A 15329-nucleotide genomic window follows, 5' to 3' on the forward strand; every position below is an offset into this window, starting at 1 on the left:
GAGTGGGCGCCGGACCCGGCGAGGGCGCGACTCCGACCCCCGCGCCACCTGGTGCGATCGACGCGCGCTTCACCCTCGCCGCCGAACGCACACTCCTCGCGTGGGTTCGCACCGCCCTCGGGTTCATGGCCGCCGGGATGGCGATCGTCTACCTGGCCCCGGACATCGACAATCCGGTCCTCGAACTGATCCTGGGGCTCATCCTCGTCGCTCTGGGCTGCTCCCTGGCGGTGATCGGTGCGTGGCGCTGGCGTCGAACGATGCGCGTCCTCCAGCGCGGTGGGCAGATGCCCGGCCCGGCCCAGATCCTGTTCGTCGTCACTGCGATAGTGGTGGTGGCCATCCTGATCGCGGTCGTCGTCGTAATCCAGACGTGATCGGGTCCAGACCTGATCGCCAGCAACCGTTCTATCCAGGAGTTCCCGTGAGTACCGGCCCCGACTTCTCCCGCGGCGCGCAGACGCTGTCGACGACGATGACCAGCATCGGAGCGGCCATCCTCATCGTCTGCATCGGCTGGCTGACCGTCGGCTGGTGGCAGGACGGCCGCTGGTTCTGGGTGGCCGTCGGCATCGCCGTCATCGTGGTCAACATCGTGCTGATCGGCATGCAGCTGCGCCGCCGCCTGAGCGAGCGCGTCAACGATCCCCGGAAACCCCGCCGCCCGCTGATCGACACCTTCGACGACCTCGAAGACGAGCAGTGAGCCCTGCGTCCCCTGTCGCCTGAGGTGCGAGGAGCGCAGCGACGAGCCTCGAAGGCCTAGGCGCTCAGCGTGCCGTCGTCGTCCTCGTCCCCACCGTCGGCGAACTGCGTGCGGTAGAGCTCGGCGTAGCGACCGTTTCGTGCGAGGAGCGTCGGATGATCGCCGCGTTCGACGACGCGTCCCGCTTCGAGCACCACGATCTGATCGGCCGCGCGGATCGTCGAGAGCCGGTGCGCGATCACGATCGAGGTACGACCTTCGAGGGCCTCGCCCAAGGCCTCCTGAACTGCCGCCTCCGAGGTCGAATCCAAGTGTGCGGTCGCCTCGTCGAGGATCACCACCGACGGCTGTGCCAGCAGCAGGCGTGCGATCGTCATCCGCTGACGCTCACCGCCGGAGAGCCGGTAGCCGCGTTCGCCGACGATGGTGTCGAGTCCGTCGGGCAACGATGCCACGAGCTCCTCGAGGCGTGCTCGGCGCAGCGCGTCCCAGATCTCCTCATCGGACGTGTCGGGTCGTGCGAGAACGAGATTGGCGCGGATGGTGTCGTGGAAGAGGTGGCCGTCCTGGGTGACCAGGCCGACCGTACGATGAACCGACGCGATCTGCAGGTCACGGATGTCGACGCCGGCGAGCTGGACCGAGCCCTCGTCGACGTCGTACAGCCTCGTGGCGAGACTCGCGATGGTCGACTTGCCGGCACCCGAACTGCCCACGAGCGCCACCATGCTCCCCGCGGGAACATCGAGGTCCACGTGGTGCAGGACGGTCTGTCCGGCCCGGTTGTCCAGCTGCGCAACCTCTTCCAGCGACGCCAGCGAGACCTTGTCGGCCGACGGGTAGGCGAAGGAGACGTCGTCGAAGCGCACCGACACCGGCACCGGCCGGCCGCTCTCGGTGCCGGGCACCGGGCGAGCGTCCGGGGCGTCGACGATCAGCGGTGTCAGGTCGAGGACCTCGAAGACGCGCTCGAAACTCACCAGCGCGCTCATGATCTCGACGCGGGCGTTCGCCAGGGCGGTGAGCGGCGCGTACATCCGGGTCAGCAGCAGTGCGAGGGACACGACCGCGCCCGCCGACAGATGTTCGTGCACGGCGAGCCATCCGCCGAGCCCGTAGACCAGTGCGAGCGCGAGTGCCGACACGAGAGTCAGAGCGGTGAAGAAGTAGGCCTGCAGCATGGCGCGCCGGACGCCGATGTCGCGCACGCGATCTGCGCGGTCGGCGAACTCGCGGGATTCCAGGTCGGGCCGTCCGAACAGCTTGACCAGGGTGGCACCGGGAGCGGAGAACCGCTCGGTCATCTGCGTCGACATGCGCGCGTTGTGCTCGGCTGCTTCACGTGACAGGGCAGCCATCCGGCCTCCCATCCGACGTGCCGGGATCACGAACACCGGGAGCAGCACCAGGGCGAGAATCGTGATCTGCCAACTGATGTAGATCATCACGCCCAGAGTCAGGGTGAGCGTCACGATGTTCGACACGACACCGGAGAGGGTGTCGCTGAAGGCGCGCTGGGCGCCGATCACGTCGTTGTTGAGCCGGCTCACGAGCGCGCCGGTCCGGGTTCGGGTGAAGAAGGCGACCGGCATGCGCTGGACATGGTCGAAGACCGCGCGACGCAGATCGAGGATGAGACCCTCGCCGATGTTCGACGACAGCCACCGCACTCCGATTCCGGCCGCCGCTTCGGCGACGGCGATCAGGGCGATCGCCACCGCGAGCCCGACGATCATCGCCTCGGCCCCGTTGTCGGTGATGAGGTTGACGACGCGTCCGGCGAGGAGCGGGGTCACCACGGTCAGGACCGCGGTGAACACCGACAGCACCAGGAACAGCGCGATCCGCCGTCGGTGGGGGCTCGCGAACCCACCGATCCGACGCAGCGTCGCGCGCCGATCCCCCCGCAGTCGCTTACCGTCCGGCGAGGTCGACGACTTGTACATCATGTCCCAGGCGACCGACTCCATGCTCATGTCGCCCAGGGTAGAACTTAAAGTTGACTTGAGGTCCAATCCGGGGGGTGGGCGCTCGAATCGGACGGGAAGAGTCGCGCTCTCGCCGATGCTCTAGGTTGGTAATCGAGGTCACAACAGCGATCACGATCAGCGGATCGACCAGGGAAAGGTCGGCACGGCCGACGGTTAGGGGCGAGGCTCATGGCAGAACTCAAGCTCGGTTTCAAGGCGTCAGCGGAGCAGTTCGATCCGCGCGAGCTGGTGGAGATCGCGGTCGCGGCCGAAGAGCACGGGCTGGATTCGGTCGCGGTCAGTGACCACTTCCAGCCGTGGCGGCACAACGGCGGCCACGCTCCCTTCTCGCTCGCGTGGATGGCGGCCGTCGGCGAGCGCACCAAGCGCGTCCAGATCGGCACATCGGTCATGACCCCGACCTTCCGTTACAACCCCGCCGTCATCGCCCAGGCCTTCGCGTCGATGGGGTGCATGTACCCGGGCCGCATCATGCTCGGCGTCGGCACCGGCGAGGCACTCAACGAGTACGCCACCGGGTTCCAGGGGGAGTGGCCCGAGTTCAAGGAGCGCTTCGCCCGCCTGCGCGAGTCGATCAAGCTCATGCGCGAACTGTGGACCGGCGAAGAGGTCAACTTCGACGGCGAGTACTACCACACGCAGGGCGCCTACATGTATGACGTTCCGGAACAACCGATCCCGGTGTACGTCGCCGCCGGCGGGCCGGTCGTGGCACGCTATGCGGGACGCGCCGGTGACGGCTTCATCTGCACCTCCGGCAAGGGCGCCGAGCTCTACACCGAGAAGCTGCTGCCCGCGGTGAAGGAAGGCGCGGAGAAGGCCGAACGCGACTTCGACGCCATCGACAAGATGATCGAGATCAAGATCTCCTACGATCCCGATCCCGAACTGGCGCTGGAGAACACGCGCTTCTGGGCACCCCTGTCGCTGACCCCGGAGCAGAAGCACAGCGTCAACAGCTCCACCGAGATGGAACGTCTCGCCGACGAGCTGCCCATCGAGCAGGTCGCCAAGCGCTGGATCGTCGCCTCCGACCCCGACGAGGCCGTCGAGAAGGTCAAGTTCTACACCGACGCCGGACTCAACCACCTCGTCTTCCACGCGCCGGGGCACGATCAGCGTCGCTTCCTGGAGAACTTCCGGCGCGATCTGGAACCGCGCCTGCGCAAGCTGGGCTAGTCGCAGTTTCATAGCTCGAAACCGCGCTCAGCGCGGCTTCGAGCTATGAAATCGCTTGTCCGCGTCGGCGACCGCCGCGGTGATCTATCTCGGCGTCGGGCCCACTGCGATCGCCTTCTCCACGTGGGCCTATGCCCTCGCGCGCACCGATGCCGGCGCAATGGCGGCGACGACGCTCGTGGTTCCGGCGATCGTCATCGTGATGTCCTGGGCGCTTCTCGACGAACTGCCGACCGGCGTCGGGATCGTCGGCGGCGTGCTGTGCATCGGCGGGGTGGCGGTCGCTCGTCGGTTGCTGCCGCTGACCCGCCGGGTCGTGAGCGTCCCGCCGGAGGACGCCGCCGACGATGCGGGGGCCACTGTGGTGCCGGGGCCCGGAGTGCGATAATCGCGGTTCGGACCGACCGTCGAGACCTGGGCGCCGCGGTCTGCCGGCGGTCATCGGGAAGGAACCATGAAGGCGAAGAATGCGCGGTCCGAAGCGACGCGCGCCGCTCTCATGGAAGCGGCCCTGCAGGTGATCACCGAGAGCGGCGTCAAGAGCGTCACCCACCGCAAGGTGTGCAGTGCCGCCGGCCTCGCGTTGGGCACGGTGAACTACCACTACGCGGACCTCGACGAACTGCTTCTCGATGCGTTCGCCTACTACGTCGACCGGAGTTCGGAGAAGTACGAGAGCAGCTTCTCTTACGTCCGCAGCGACGACGACTTGGCCGATGCGGTCGTCGACATGACCCGAAAGCTCTCGGAGGACACGCAATCGGTGGTCCTCATGTGGGAGATGTACGCGCAGGGCGTTCGCGAGAAGGCCTACCGGCAGCTCATCCGAAAGTGGTCCAAGCGTGCCAAATCGGGTGTCGAGATGTACTGCTCCCCTCGGGTGGCGACGATCCTCGAAGCGGTCTGGGACGGTTCCACCGTCCAGCGGAACGTCGGTGATGCATCCCTGTCCGACGCGGATCTGCGCGAGGTCGTGCTCGGGATCATCCGCTCGGACGAGTCCCGGGAGTACCCGCAGGTGAGGGCTCGTACCGCGGGCGCGCGGGCCTCTTCCTGACGCATTCTGTCCGGCGCTGCCGAGTGCTCTGACGTGTTGCGCTCACTGCCCAACAAATGTTCAGTTGTGTCTCAATTTTTCACCCTCGGACGGCCCTCTGTCTGGCTAGAATCCAGCTCCGTTAACACGGACGTAACTGGTCAGTTCTCTTGTTACAGCACGGAAAACTTGGGAACTACCCGTTGACAGCGGGTTCCCAACCGCTTTAGGTTTACGTCCATCAAAGTTTCAACAAATGTTCAGAACTGTTGAAGGGGCGCTAGATGACAACCCGAGCGTTCGACCACTCGGCCTTCAAGAAGGCGGTAGGCCAGTTCCCCAGCGGACTCACCATCGTCACCGGTGTCCGTGATGGACAGCCGCACGGAATGACCCTCCAGTCGTTCATGTCCCTGTCCCTCGATCCTGCGCTGATCGCCATCGCGCCGGCCCGGACGTCGACCACGTGGCCGGTCATCGCCGAGACGGGATCGTTCGCGGTCAACATCCTCTCGGAAGAGCACTCCGAGCTGGCCCGCAAGTTCGCGTCGAGCGGCGGCGATCGTTTCGAATCACTCGACTACACAACCACTTCCACCGGCAACCCGATCCTGGGCGAGACGGTGACCTGGTTCGACTGCCGTATCGCCGACATCCTCGACGGCGGCGACCATGTGATCGTGATCGGTGAGGTCCTCGAACTCGGTCAGTCCGACGAGTCGGTAGTACGCGAGCCGATCATCTTCCATCGCAGCGGATTCCGTCGGCTCGCCGAGCCGGCGCCCGCGTAGGACGTTCCCCGGCCTCGACGACGCGGCTTCCAAACTCCCAGATCCCAAGCAGCAGAACGCAACCGACGGCGCACCGCGCCGGACGGCCATCCCGCCCTACCCGCCGGCATCCGCCGGCCCATCGAGAAAGAGGAAACCAATGAAGTTCGGAATCTTCAGCGCCCCGTACTCGCACGACTACGCTCACGGCAACCGCGCCGCCAAAGAGGTCATCGACTGGGACCTCACGATGGTGAAGTGGGCCGAGGAATACGGTTGGGACGAGGCGTTCTTCGCCGAGCACTACACCCTGGGTGGTGAGCCCTCGCCGGCCCCCGACGCGATGATCGCGGCCGCCTCGCAGGTCACCGAGCGTCTCACCCTGGGTGCCGCCGCCCACCTGCTGCCGTACCACAACCCGATCGCCCTGGCGCACCGCATGATGTGGCTCGACCACATGACCGGCGGCCGCTACGTCGCCGGTGTCGCTCCGGGCGCGTACCCGTCGGACGCCCAGCTGTTCGGCACCGGTAAGAACAACCAGAAGATGATGGTCGAGGCCCTCGACATCATCGAGGCGATCACCGGGCGCGAAGGCCCGTTCAAGATCGAGGGCGAGTACTTCTCCGTCGACATGCCTGCTTACGACGAGGAGATCGCGGGTCCGCACCTCAAGCCTCATGGTGCGAAGCTCCCGCTGATGATCACCGGTATGTCGGAGAACTCTTCCACCATCAAGTTCGCCGGCAGCCGCGGTGCCTACCTGCTCAGCCAGCAGACCCACGAGAAGACCTGGCTGAACCACTGGGAGACCTATTCGACAGCCGCGGCGGAAGCCGGTCACAACCCGAGCAAGGCCGACTGGCGCGTCTGCCGCGACATCTTCGTCGCCGACACCGACGCCGAAGCCATCGACCTGGTCCGCAACGGCGCCATGGGCAAGATGTGGGCCGAGTACAACATCCCCAACTTCGTGCGACTCGGCCTGGGCCCGCTGCTGACCGGCGGTCAGATCTCCGTCGACGAACTCAGCCTCGACTGGATGATCGACAACTTCTTCATCATCGGCTCGCCCGACACCGTCGCCGCCCGCATCGAGGAGCTGTACAACGCCGTCGACGGCTTCGGCACGCTGGTGTCCTTCGTCTACGAGTACACCGATACGCCTGAGGTGTACCGCCGCAGCTTCGAGCTCCTCGGCCAGAAGGTCGCCCCGCAGCTCGCGCACCTCAACGGCTGACACCTCCGCTCCGCAACAACCCCGCCTCTGGGTCGGTCCGCCGGACATCGGCGTCCGGCGGACCGACCCATCCCCCGAAAGGACCCCACGCCTTGGCCAACATCGTCACCTCCCGGCACCTCAACATCAGCGAGGCCGACCTCGACGAGCGGGAGAAGACCGACCCGGAGACCGGGACCATCAGCTCGCGCGTGCTGTGGGCCGACGGCGGTCAGTCGCACGGCCTCTGGCAGATGACGCCCGGCGTGCTGCGCAACGTCCACGGGCCGGAGTCGGTCGCCATCGTGGCCGGCCGGGCCAAGGTCACCGTCCATCCCTCCGACGAGGTCTTCGAGATCGCGGCCGGCGACACCTTCGTCATCGACGCGGGCGAAACGGCCACCTGGGAGGTCCTCGAGACCGTCCGCAAGTTCTACGTCATCAACCGCTAGCAGTTCCCCGTCTGCGCGAGCGGACAGAAGTATCCGTCTGCGAGAGCAGACCACATCTGCCTGGTCAAGACCGGGATGACGCTTTTCACCCGTGAACTCCCAGTGCCGTGAGATTCACGCCTCCCGTCAGGCCGCGTCGGCCACCGCACCCATAAGATTCACGAACGCTTGAAAGGTATTCATCATGAGCAGCACCGCACCTGCCATCACCCGCCTGAAGGGCCGCGTCGCCCTCGTCACCGGTGGCGCCGGCGGCCAGGGACTCGAGCACACCCGCCGCCTCGCGCAGGAAGGTGCCGTCGTCCACTTCGCCGACATCAACGCCGAGGTCGGTGCAGAGGCCGAGCGCACGCTCAAGGCGGAGGGCCTGCAGGTCGTCTTCCATCAGCTGGACGTCAGCAGCATCGATCAGTGGAAGGCACTGGCCGCCGAGCTGGAGACCACCGTCGGCTACCTCGACATCCTGGTCAACAACGCCGGCATCCTCGCCGACATCCACCCGGCCGAGCTCTCCACCGAGGCCGCGTGGGAGAAGACGACCAACGTCAACCAGAAGTCCATCTTCCTGTCGTTCCACACGATGATCCCGCTGCTCAAGAAGAGCAAGCACGCTGCGGTGATCAACACCTCCAGCATCTTCGGTCTCGTCGGTGCGGACGGTTACCTCTCCTACGTCGCCTCCAAGGGTGCGGTGACGCTGATGACGAAGTCCGCCGCCTTCAGCTATGGCAAGTTCGGCATCCGCGTCAACAGCATCCACCCGGGCTACATCGACACCCAGATGCTGCGCGACGAGTTCGCACAGCTCGGTGAGGGTGCCGAAGAGGCCACCCTGGCCACCATCCCGATGGGTCGCCTGGCCGGACCGGAGGAGATCTCTCCGACGGTGGCATTCCTGGCCTCCGATGATGCCTCGTACATCACCGGCGCCGAGGTGCTCATCGACGGCGGCCTGCTCGCGGGTCGCTGAGGCGGCGGGACAAGGGGCCAGCGAAATGTACTCGCAACTGGATTCACGTGAAGGGAGGTCGGCCTGATGGAACTGTTCGGCCAGATCATCATCTACATCATGATGGCGTTCCTGCTCCTCGGGGCCGGCGCCTATATCTTCAAACCGGGTTCACCGCTGGGCGAGGAGTTCCGCGAGGGACTCATGTCGATCGGCCCGATCTTCATCCCGGTCGGCGGCATGATGGCGATCATCCCGTTTCTCGCGGACGCGATCGACAAGTGGATCGCTCCCGCCTACCGATGGATGCACTCCGATGCGTCGATCGCGGTCAGTTCGTTCATCCCGGCGGATCAGGGCGCCTACCAGCTGTCCCTCGAGGTCGCCGGAAGCCACAACGCGTGGATCCTCGCCTTCGCGGTCGCGATGACCGCCGGGTCGACGATCACCTTCAGCGTTCCGGTCGGCCTGGCAATGCTGCCCAAGAAGGACCACAAGTTCATGGCGCTGGGTGTGATGGCCGGCTTGCTCGCCATTCCGTTCACCGCCTTCTTCATGACCCTCATCCTGGCGCAGACGGGTGTGTTGCTCCGTGAGGACGTCTCGGTGGATTCGCCGAGCACCAAGCCCTTCGACCTCCCGGTCGGCGACATCCTGCTGAATCTCATTCCGCTGGTGGTGCTGATGGTCGTGCTGGCCCTGATGCTGAAGTTCTTCCCCCGGCAGGCGATCACCGGATTCATGGCCTTCGGACAGTTGATCCGTGGCGTCACCGCGGCCGCGCTCGCGCTCTCCATCGTCGAGTACTTCACCGGGGTCTTCTCCTGGATGTTCGGCTCGTGGGGTCTTGCGCCCTTCATCGCCGACGAGGAGAACCAGTTCCGGGCGCTGGAAACCGCAGGCTACATCGGCGTCATGCTCGCGGGTGCGTTCCCGATGGTCTATGCCATCCGGACGTGGCTGGAGAAGCCGCTGGCCCTGCTGGGCAAGCGCGTCGGTGTCTCCGAGGCCGGTATGGCCGGCTTCTTCGCCGGTGCCGCGAACGTCCTGGCCCTGTTCCGGGTGGTTCCGCTGATGCCGCCGCGTGACAAGGTGCTGACCATCGCCTTCGCGGTCTGTGCTGCCTTCGCCATCGGCGACTTCATCGCCTTTACGGCGAACTTCCAGCCGAACATGATCGGCGCGATGCTCATCGGCAAGCTCCTCGGTGGGATCGTCGCGATCTTCATCGCACTGTGGCTCGCGGTTCCGCACGCCGAGCGACTGGGCAAGGAAGACGAGGCCGCCGAAGCCCGCGCCCGGGCAGCGGATTCCGTCGAACCCGACGCCGGAGATCTCGCCGAGCGCGTCTGAAAGACCCTGCCTCACGGTAGGTGTTCCACCTGAACCCGGCCGCCGATCGATCGTGATGGGTCCGATCGGTCGGCGGCCGCTCCAATCTTCCTCCGAGAGGACTCGCGATGACCGTGATGCTGGAACGTGCAATCTCTCAGCAGGATTCGACGCACATATCACCTGAGGTGTTCGACGATCTGCGTGCCGGACGTCCCGTCGTCGTGTTCGACGTCGAATCCGGGCGCGTGGTCCTCGCCCTCGCCGCCGAACCCGCGACGACTGAGCAGATGGCCTTCGTCATCCAATTCGGTTCGGGTCTGGTGACGGTGTCGCTCCCCGCCGACCGGTGCCGGGTCCTGGGCCTGCCCCCGATGCTCACGGCAGGTGACGTGACGCCGGGCGCACCAACAGATTTCGCGGTGTCGGTGGATGCGGTTGCCGGTGTCGGCACCGGTATCTCGGCTGCTGACCGCGCCCGTACCGTTCGGGCGCTGGCCGACGATGCGCTGGGCCACGCCGACTTCACCCGGCCGGGTCACGTCCTGGTCGTCGGGGTCACCGACGGCGCCGGGGCGTCGTACGGTTGTGCACGCGAACTGGGCGAACTCGTCCGTCGCGCGGGACTTTCCGGTGTCGTCGCCTTCGCCGACCTGGTGTCGGTGCGCGACGAGACCCAGATGGCCGACGCCGGTGAGGCATTCGAGTTCGCCGCCGAGCACGGGCTCCGCGTCGTGTCGGTGCAGCAGATCCGGGAGTTGTGAATCCCCTTCACAACTCCCACCCGGAACGAAGTCGCGTGCGACATCAATTCGGCCACACGACCTCGATCGAAGTCGTTGAGCCGGATTGATATCGCGCGCGACTTCATTCTGTGTCAGCGGCTGCGTTCGGTCTCCGGCCGGCTGTCGAGGATGAGCAGCGCCGCATGCAGGGACGTCCGGGATTCGGCATCGTCGAGTTCGACGCCGAGGATGCGTTCGATTCGTGCGAGGCGGGCGTAGACCGTCGGGCGGGCGAGGTTCATGGCCTTGGCGAGTTCGGCCTTGTTGCCGCCGACCCCGATGAAGCGACGCAGTGTCTCGAGCAGATTGTCGTCGTGTCGCGCATGGTGTTCGAGGAGCCCTCGCAGCTCCGTCTCGGCGAACGCCTGAACACGCGCGTCGGATCGGATGACCGCGATCAGCCCCCGCAGCCGGACGTCGGTCGTCCGGTGAAACACCTTGTCGCTCTTCGGCAAGGACAACGCCGCCTCGGCGACATGTGCCGATTCCGCGAGTCCGCGCGCGGCATCGACGAGTCGCGTCGAATCCGGTGCGACGCCGATCGTCACGCTCACGACGCCGTCGAGCCGCATGAGCGAAGTCCGGATGGCCGTGCAGACCTCGGTCATCATGTCGGTGTTCCGGGAGGCCGACAGCGACAGGATGAGGTCGATCTGCCCGGATGGGCGCAACGCGGTCAGCGCGGTGCGTCCCACACCCCGTACCGAGTGCCGCACCGCGTCGAGCGCTCGCGTCAACCGTCCCTGTGCCAGTACCTGGTCGGCGCTGACGGATTCCACCACGCGAATCGTCAACGGCGCATAGGTGAGTCCCGGCTGGAGACCCAGCGCGTGCGCGCGGGCGGTGGCCTCGGCCTCGTCGGGGATCCGGCCCAGCCGCAGGTCGTCGACCAGACCGTTCTGGGCACGGATCTCCAGCTCGGTCCAGTTCTGTTCGATCATCCGATGCAGGGCGAGAGCCTGCGCCGCGCGCTCCACGGGCATGCGTGCGCGTTCGCCCAGGTCGCCTGGGTGCGGGACCACGAGCCGGCCCCACTCCTGACGGTGCGCCCCCACCGGCGCGGTCAGCCATCCCTCCGGTCCGGAGGTCGACGTCTCCCGCCCGCCGGGGGTGAGGCGGGAGCGTCTCTCCCAGTCGCGCAACAGATCCTTGGCCGAGGTGCCCCGCGCGGAGAACGCCAGCACCTGCCGGGTCAGATCCTCCAGGACGACCGCCGAGTCGATGAGTTCGGCTGCGGCGTCGACGATCTCCGTGACACCCGCGCGTCGCATGCCGAGCCCGGTGAACACCTCGTGGACATGTCGCGAGAAGACGACCTCCTCGTACTGGTCGGCGACGATGGCGCTGTGGACCTCTTCGGTCACGTCCACGAAGCGGATCGCGCGTTCGAGCACCATGACGGGCAGGTCGAGCCGATCCGCGTTCGCGGCAACGGAATCCGGTATATCGGCGTCGAGGAGCTCGGCGATCACGCCGACCGCGCCCGCAGCCGCCAGCCCCTCGAGATAGCCGGCCGGGTCCGCGAGAAGCGCCGGGCCGGTGGTCAGGACGATCTCGCCTCCCTGAAGCAGATCGGTGAGGTCGGCCAGGTCGCTGACGTGAGCCCACCGGACCTCGCGGTCGAGCCGCCCGCCACCGACCTGCCGCGGTAGTCCGTTCTGCACCACGGGAAGCGAGAGGATGTCGGCAATGGTCGGCTTCACGTAACAAAGTGTAAAGGATCGGGCCTCGAAACTTACACAGTGTCGGTCCCATGGGCGCTCCGGAGGCTGCATTCTGTAATCACCGCAGCGCACCGATTCTCCGCGCGGCTCCGGATTTCCCCTGGTTCCGGATGTCCCCTAGTACCGCCGCCTCGTATCCCACCCAGCAGTGATTCCACCCGGCAGTGCTCCCCACCAGCAAAGGACGCGATTCATGACCGCCACGCTCGCCACCAAGACGATCTCGCACTGGTTCGACAACAAGGAGTTCTCCGGCGCAAGTGACCGTTTCGCGCCGGTGACCAATCCGGCGACCGGTCAGGTCACCGGTCAGGTCGCACTGGCCGACACCGCCGACGCGCAGCGCGTGATCGAGGCCGCCGCAGCGGCTTTCCCGGCCTGGCGCGACACCTCGATCGCCAAGCGCACTTCGATCCTCTTCGCCTTCCGCGAACTGCTCAACGCTCGCAAGGCGGAGCTGGCCGAGATCATCACCTCCGAGCACGGCAAGGTGCTCTCCGACGCCCTCGGTGAGATCTCCCGCGGCCAGGAAGTCGTCGAATTCGCCTGCGGCATCGCGCATCTGCTCAAGGGCGGGATGACCGAGAACGCCTCGACCAAGGTCGACGTCGCCTCCCTCCGCCAGCCGCTCGGCCCGGTGGGCATCATCTCCCCGTTCAACTTCCCCGCGATGGTCCCGATGTGGTTCTTCCCGATCGCCATCGCCACCGGCAACACCGTGATCCTCAAGCCGTCGGAGAAGGTCCCCACCGCCGCCATCTGGATCGCCGAACTGTGGGCCGAGGCAGGCCTGCCCGCCGGCGTCTTCAACGTGTTGCAGGGTGACAAGACCGCCGTCGACGAGCTCCTGACCAACCGCGCCGTGAAGTCCATCTCCTTCGTCGGCTCGACCCCGATCGCGCAGTACGTCTACTCGACCGGCACCGCACACGGTAAGCGCGTGCAGGCCCTCGGCGGCGCCAAGAACCACGCCATCGTCCTCCCCGACGCCGACCTCGACCTCGCCGCCGACGCGATGGTCAACGCCGGCTTCGGCTCGGCCGGTGAACGCTGCATGGCCATCTCGGCGCTGGTCGCCGTCGGTGACATCGCCGACGAGCTGGTCGCGAAGATCTCCGAGCGCACCGTCGGCCTGGTGACCGGCGACGGCACCCGCAACTCCGACATGGGACCGCTGGTCACCAAGGCACACCGCGATCGCGTTGCCTCCTACGTCGACGCCGGTGAGGCTGCCGGCGCGACCATCGTCGTCGACGGTCGTGGCGTCCAGGCCGACGGCGAGGAGAACGGCTTCTGGCTGGGCCCGACCCTGATCGACAACGTCACCACCGACATGAGCGTCTACACCGACGAGATCTTCGGCCCGGTCCTCTCGGTCGTGCGCGTCGAGACCTACGACGAGGCGCTCGAACTGATCAACTCCAACCCGTACGGCAACGGCACCGCGATCTTCACCAACGACGGTGGCGCGGCACGTCGGTTCCAGAACGAGGTCGAGGTCGGCATGGTCGGCATCAACGTCCCGATCCCGGTTCCCACCGCCTACTACAGCTTCGGCGGCTGGAAGAACTCGCTGTTCGGCGATACCCACGCCCACGGCACCGAGGGTGTGCACTTCTTCACCCGCGGCAAGGTCGTCACCAGCCGCTGGCTCGACCCGAGTCACGGTGGCATCAACCTCGGTTTCCCGCAGAACAACTGACCTCGAGAGACCTGAGCAGAAAGGACATCTGACATGACCACCACAGAACATGTCATCCTGCCGACCGGGGAAGACCTCGAGTCCGCACGCGAGCGTGGCGTGCGCGCCCACGCCCTTGACCGCGCCCACGTGTTCCACTCCTGGTCGGCCCAGGAGCAGATCAATCCGATGACGATCCTCGCCGCCGAGGGCTCCTACGTCTGGGACGGCGAGGGAAATCGCCTGCTGGACTTCTCGTCCCAGCTGGTCAACACCAACATCGGGCATCAGCACCCGGCCGTGGTCAAGGCGATCCAGGAGCAGGCCGCGAAGCTGTGCACCATCGCCCCGCAGCACGCCAACGACGCCCGCTCCGAGGCTGCCCGCCTGATCGCCGAGCGCACCCCGGGCGATCTGAACAAGGTCTTCTTCACCAACGGTGGAGCAGACGCCAACGAGCATGCGGTCCGCATGGCGCGCCTGCACACGGGCCGGTACAAGGTGCTCACCCGCTACCGCTCGTACCACGGCGGCACCGACACCGCGATCAACATGACCGGTGACCCGCGTCGGTGGCCCAACGACTACGGCAACAGCGGAGTCGTCCACTTCCACGGACCGTTCCTCTACCGCTCACAGTTCCACGCCCAGGACGAGCAGCAGGAAACCGAGCGCGCCCTGGCCTCGCTCGACCAGCTGATCCGCCTCGAGGGACCCGACTCCATCGCAGCACTCGTGCTGGAGTCGGTCCCGGGCACCGCCGGCATCATGGTCCCGCCGCCCGGCTACATGGCCGGCGTCCGCGAGATCTGTGACCGCTACGGCATCGTATTCATCGCCGACGAGGTGATGGCCGGCTTCGGCCGTACCGGAAAGTGGTTCGCCATCGAGCATTTCGACGGCGTCGTGCCGGACCTGATCACCTTCGCCAAGGGCGTGAACTCGGGCTACGTGCCGCTCGGCGGCGTCGCGATCAGCGGCGAGATCGCCGCGACCTTCGCGCAGCGCCCGTACCCGGGTGGCCTGACCTACTCGGGTCACCCGCTCGCCACCGCCGCGGCCGTCGCGACGATCAACGCGATGACCGACGAGAAGATCGTCGAGAACGCCGCTCGCATCGGCAACGAGGTACTCGGTCCCGGACTGCGTGCGCTCGCCGACAAGCACCCGTCGGTGGGTGAGGTCCGCGGCCTCGGTGTCTTCTGGGCCATCGAGCTCGTCGCCGACCGGGCGACCCGGGAACCCCTGGCCCCGTACGGCGGAAGCAGCCCGGCCATGAACGAGGTGATCGCGTCGCTGAAGTCCAACGGACTGCTGCCGTTCGCAAACTTCAACCGCATCCACGCGGTGCCCCCGTGCACCGCCTCCGACGACGAGGTGCGCGAGGGTCTGGCGATCCTCGACACCGCACTCGACGTCGCGGATGCACACGTGAAGTCCTGATCACTCAGGACTGACAGGACACGCGTCCTGCACTCCCGGCCCACCCATGGCCAACGGTGTCC

Annotated in this window: 14 protein-coding genes and 1 pseudogene; 13 read left to right on the forward strand and 2 right to left on the reverse strand. The window is 66.5% G+C overall.

Annotated elements, in window-relative coordinates:
* Positions 1-2 precede the first annotated feature (2 nt).
* A complete protein-coding gene (locus BJF87_RS19525; protein WP_006357132.1) occupies positions 3-377 on the forward strand; it encodes a YidH family protein in 375 nt (124 codons plus the stop codon).
* Positions 378-424: 47 nt separating this feature from the next.
* On the forward strand, positions 425-706 hold the full coding sequence (locus tag BJF87_RS19530) for a hypothetical protein (protein ID WP_035753791.1): 282 nt from the start codon (positions 425-427) through the stop codon (positions 704-706).
* Between the two features lie 56 nt (positions 707-762).
* On the opposite strand, the gene BJF87_RS19535 is transcribed toward BJF87_RS19530, so the two are convergent.
* Complete coding sequence (locus tag BJF87_RS19535; protein ID WP_075863743.1) at positions 763-2682, reverse strand: ABC transporter ATP-binding protein; 1920 nt, start codon at positions 2680-2682, stop codon at positions 763-765.
* 183 nt (positions 2683-2865) lie between these two features.
* Between BJF87_RS19535 and fgd the strand changes: the two genes are divergently transcribed.
* From fgd to BJF87_RS19580, 9 genes and pseudogenes are all read left to right on the forward strand, one after another.
* On the forward strand, positions 2866-3876 hold the full coding sequence (gene fgd, locus BJF87_RS19540; protein WP_075863744.1) for a glucose-6-phosphate dehydrogenase (coenzyme-F420): 1011 nt from the start codon (positions 2866-2868) through the stop codon (positions 3874-3876).
* Positions 3877-3937: 61 nt separating this feature from the next.
* Positions 3938-4264 (forward strand): annotated as a pseudogene (locus BJF87_RS19545) (EamA family transporter); the annotation flags it as partial.
* Positions 4265-4330: 66 nt separating this feature from the next.
* Complete coding sequence (locus tag BJF87_RS19550; protein ID WP_075863745.1) at positions 4331-4933, forward strand: TetR/AcrR family transcriptional regulator; 603 nt, start codon at positions 4331-4333, stop codon at positions 4931-4933.
* 263 nt (positions 4934-5196) lie between these two features.
* Positions 5197-5703: a flavin reductase family protein gene (locus BJF87_RS19555; RefSeq protein WP_075863746.1), complete on the forward strand. Its 507-nt coding sequence runs from the start codon at positions 5197-5199 to the stop codon at positions 5701-5703.
* Positions 5704-5842: 139 nt separating this feature from the next.
* Entirely contained in the window at positions 5843-6922 is a 1080-nt protein-coding gene (locus tag BJF87_RS19560) for an LLM class flavin-dependent oxidoreductase (RefSeq protein WP_075863747.1), read from the forward strand.
* Positions 6923-7014: 92 nt separating this feature from the next.
* Positions 7015-7353, forward strand: a complete 339-nt coding sequence (locus BJF87_RS19565; RefSeq protein ID WP_075863748.1) for a cupin domain-containing protein — start codon at positions 7015-7017, stop codon at positions 7351-7353.
* 184 nt (positions 7354-7537) lie between these two features.
* Entirely contained in the window at positions 7538-8323 is a 786-nt protein-coding gene (locus BJF87_RS19570) for an SDR family NAD(P)-dependent oxidoreductase (RefSeq protein ID WP_084813234.1), read from the forward strand.
* A 66-nt stretch (positions 8324-8389) separates the two neighbouring features.
* Positions 8390-9655 carry an ethanolamine utilization protein EutH gene (locus BJF87_RS19575; protein WP_075863749.1) on the forward strand — a complete coding sequence of 422 codons (1266 nt, stop codon included), beginning with the start codon at positions 8390-8392 and terminating at the stop codon, positions 9653-9655.
* Positions 9656-9762: 107 nt separating this feature from the next.
* Positions 9763-10398 (forward strand): 3,4-dihydroxy-2-butanone-4-phosphate synthase, encoded by a 636-nt coding sequence (locus tag BJF87_RS19580; protein ID WP_084813235.1) that lies wholly within the window; start codon positions 9763-9765, stop codon positions 10396-10398.
* Positions 10399-10511: 113 nt separating this feature from the next.
* Here the strand turns inward: BJF87_RS19580 and BJF87_RS19585 are convergent, their stop codons facing one another.
* The gene (locus tag BJF87_RS19585) at positions 10512-12122 is read right to left on the reverse strand and encodes a PucR family transcriptional regulator (RefSeq protein ID WP_075863750.1); all 1611 of its coding nucleotides are present in this window, start codon (positions 12120-12122) and stop codon (positions 10512-10514) included.
* A gap of 214 nt (positions 12123-12336) precedes the next feature.
* Between BJF87_RS19585 and BJF87_RS19590 the strand changes: the two genes are divergently transcribed.
* Positions 12337-13845, forward strand: a complete 1509-nt coding sequence (locus BJF87_RS19590) for a CoA-acylating methylmalonate-semialdehyde dehydrogenase (RefSeq protein WP_075863751.1) — start codon at positions 12337-12339, stop codon at positions 13843-13845.
* Between the two features lie 33 nt (positions 13846-13878).
* A complete protein-coding gene (locus tag BJF87_RS19595) occupies positions 13879-15267 on the forward strand; it encodes an aspartate aminotransferase family protein (RefSeq protein ID WP_075863752.1) in 1389 nt (462 codons plus the stop codon).
* The last annotated feature ends 62 nt before the right edge of the window (positions 15268-15329 follow it).

Source organism: Gordonia sp. CNJ-863, from assembly GCF_001942325.1.
Lineage (GTDB): Bacteria > Actinomycetota > Actinomycetes > Mycobacteriales > Mycobacteriaceae > Gordonia > Gordonia alkanivorans.

Excerpts from the sequence above, each read along its gene's own strand:
- BJF87_RS19570 (WP_084813234.1), top strand. The coding sequence starts at position 7,538 with ATGAGCAGCACCGCACCTGCCATCACCCGCCTGAAGGGCCGCGTCGCC.
- BJF87_RS19580 (WP_084813235.1), top strand. The coding sequence starts at position 9,763 with ATGACCGTGATGCTGGAACGTGCAATCTCTCAGCAGGATTCGACGCAC.
- fgd (WP_075863744.1), top strand. The coding sequence starts at position 2,866 with ATGGCAGAACTCAAGCTCGGTTTCAAGGCGTCAGCGGAGCAGTTCGAT.
- BJF87_RS19550 (WP_075863745.1), top strand. The coding sequence starts at position 4,331 with ATGAAGGCGAAGAATGCGCGGTCCGAAGCGACGCGCGCCGCTCTCATG.
- BJF87_RS19560 (WP_075863747.1), top strand. The coding sequence starts at position 5,843 with ATGAAGTTCGGAATCTTCAGCGCCCCGTACTCGCACGACTACGCTCAC.
- BJF87_RS19595 (WP_075863752.1), top strand. The coding sequence starts at position 13,879 with ATGACCACCACAGAACATGTCATCCTGCCGACCGGGGAAGACCTCGAG.
- BJF87_RS19575 (WP_075863749.1), top strand. The coding sequence starts at position 8,390 with ATGGAACTGTTCGGCCAGATCATCATCTACATCATGATGGCGTTCCTG.
- BJF87_RS19555 (WP_075863746.1), top strand. The coding sequence starts at position 5,197 with ATGACAACCCGAGCGTTCGACCACTCGGCCTTCAAGAAGGCGGTAGGC.
- BJF87_RS19590 (WP_075863751.1), top strand. The coding sequence starts at position 12,337 with ATGACCGCCACGCTCGCCACCAAGACGATCTCGCACTGGTTCGACAAC.
- BJF87_RS19535 (WP_075863743.1), bottom strand. The coding sequence starts at position 2,682 with ATGAGCATGGAGTCGGTCGCCTGGGACATGATGTACAAGTCGTCGACC.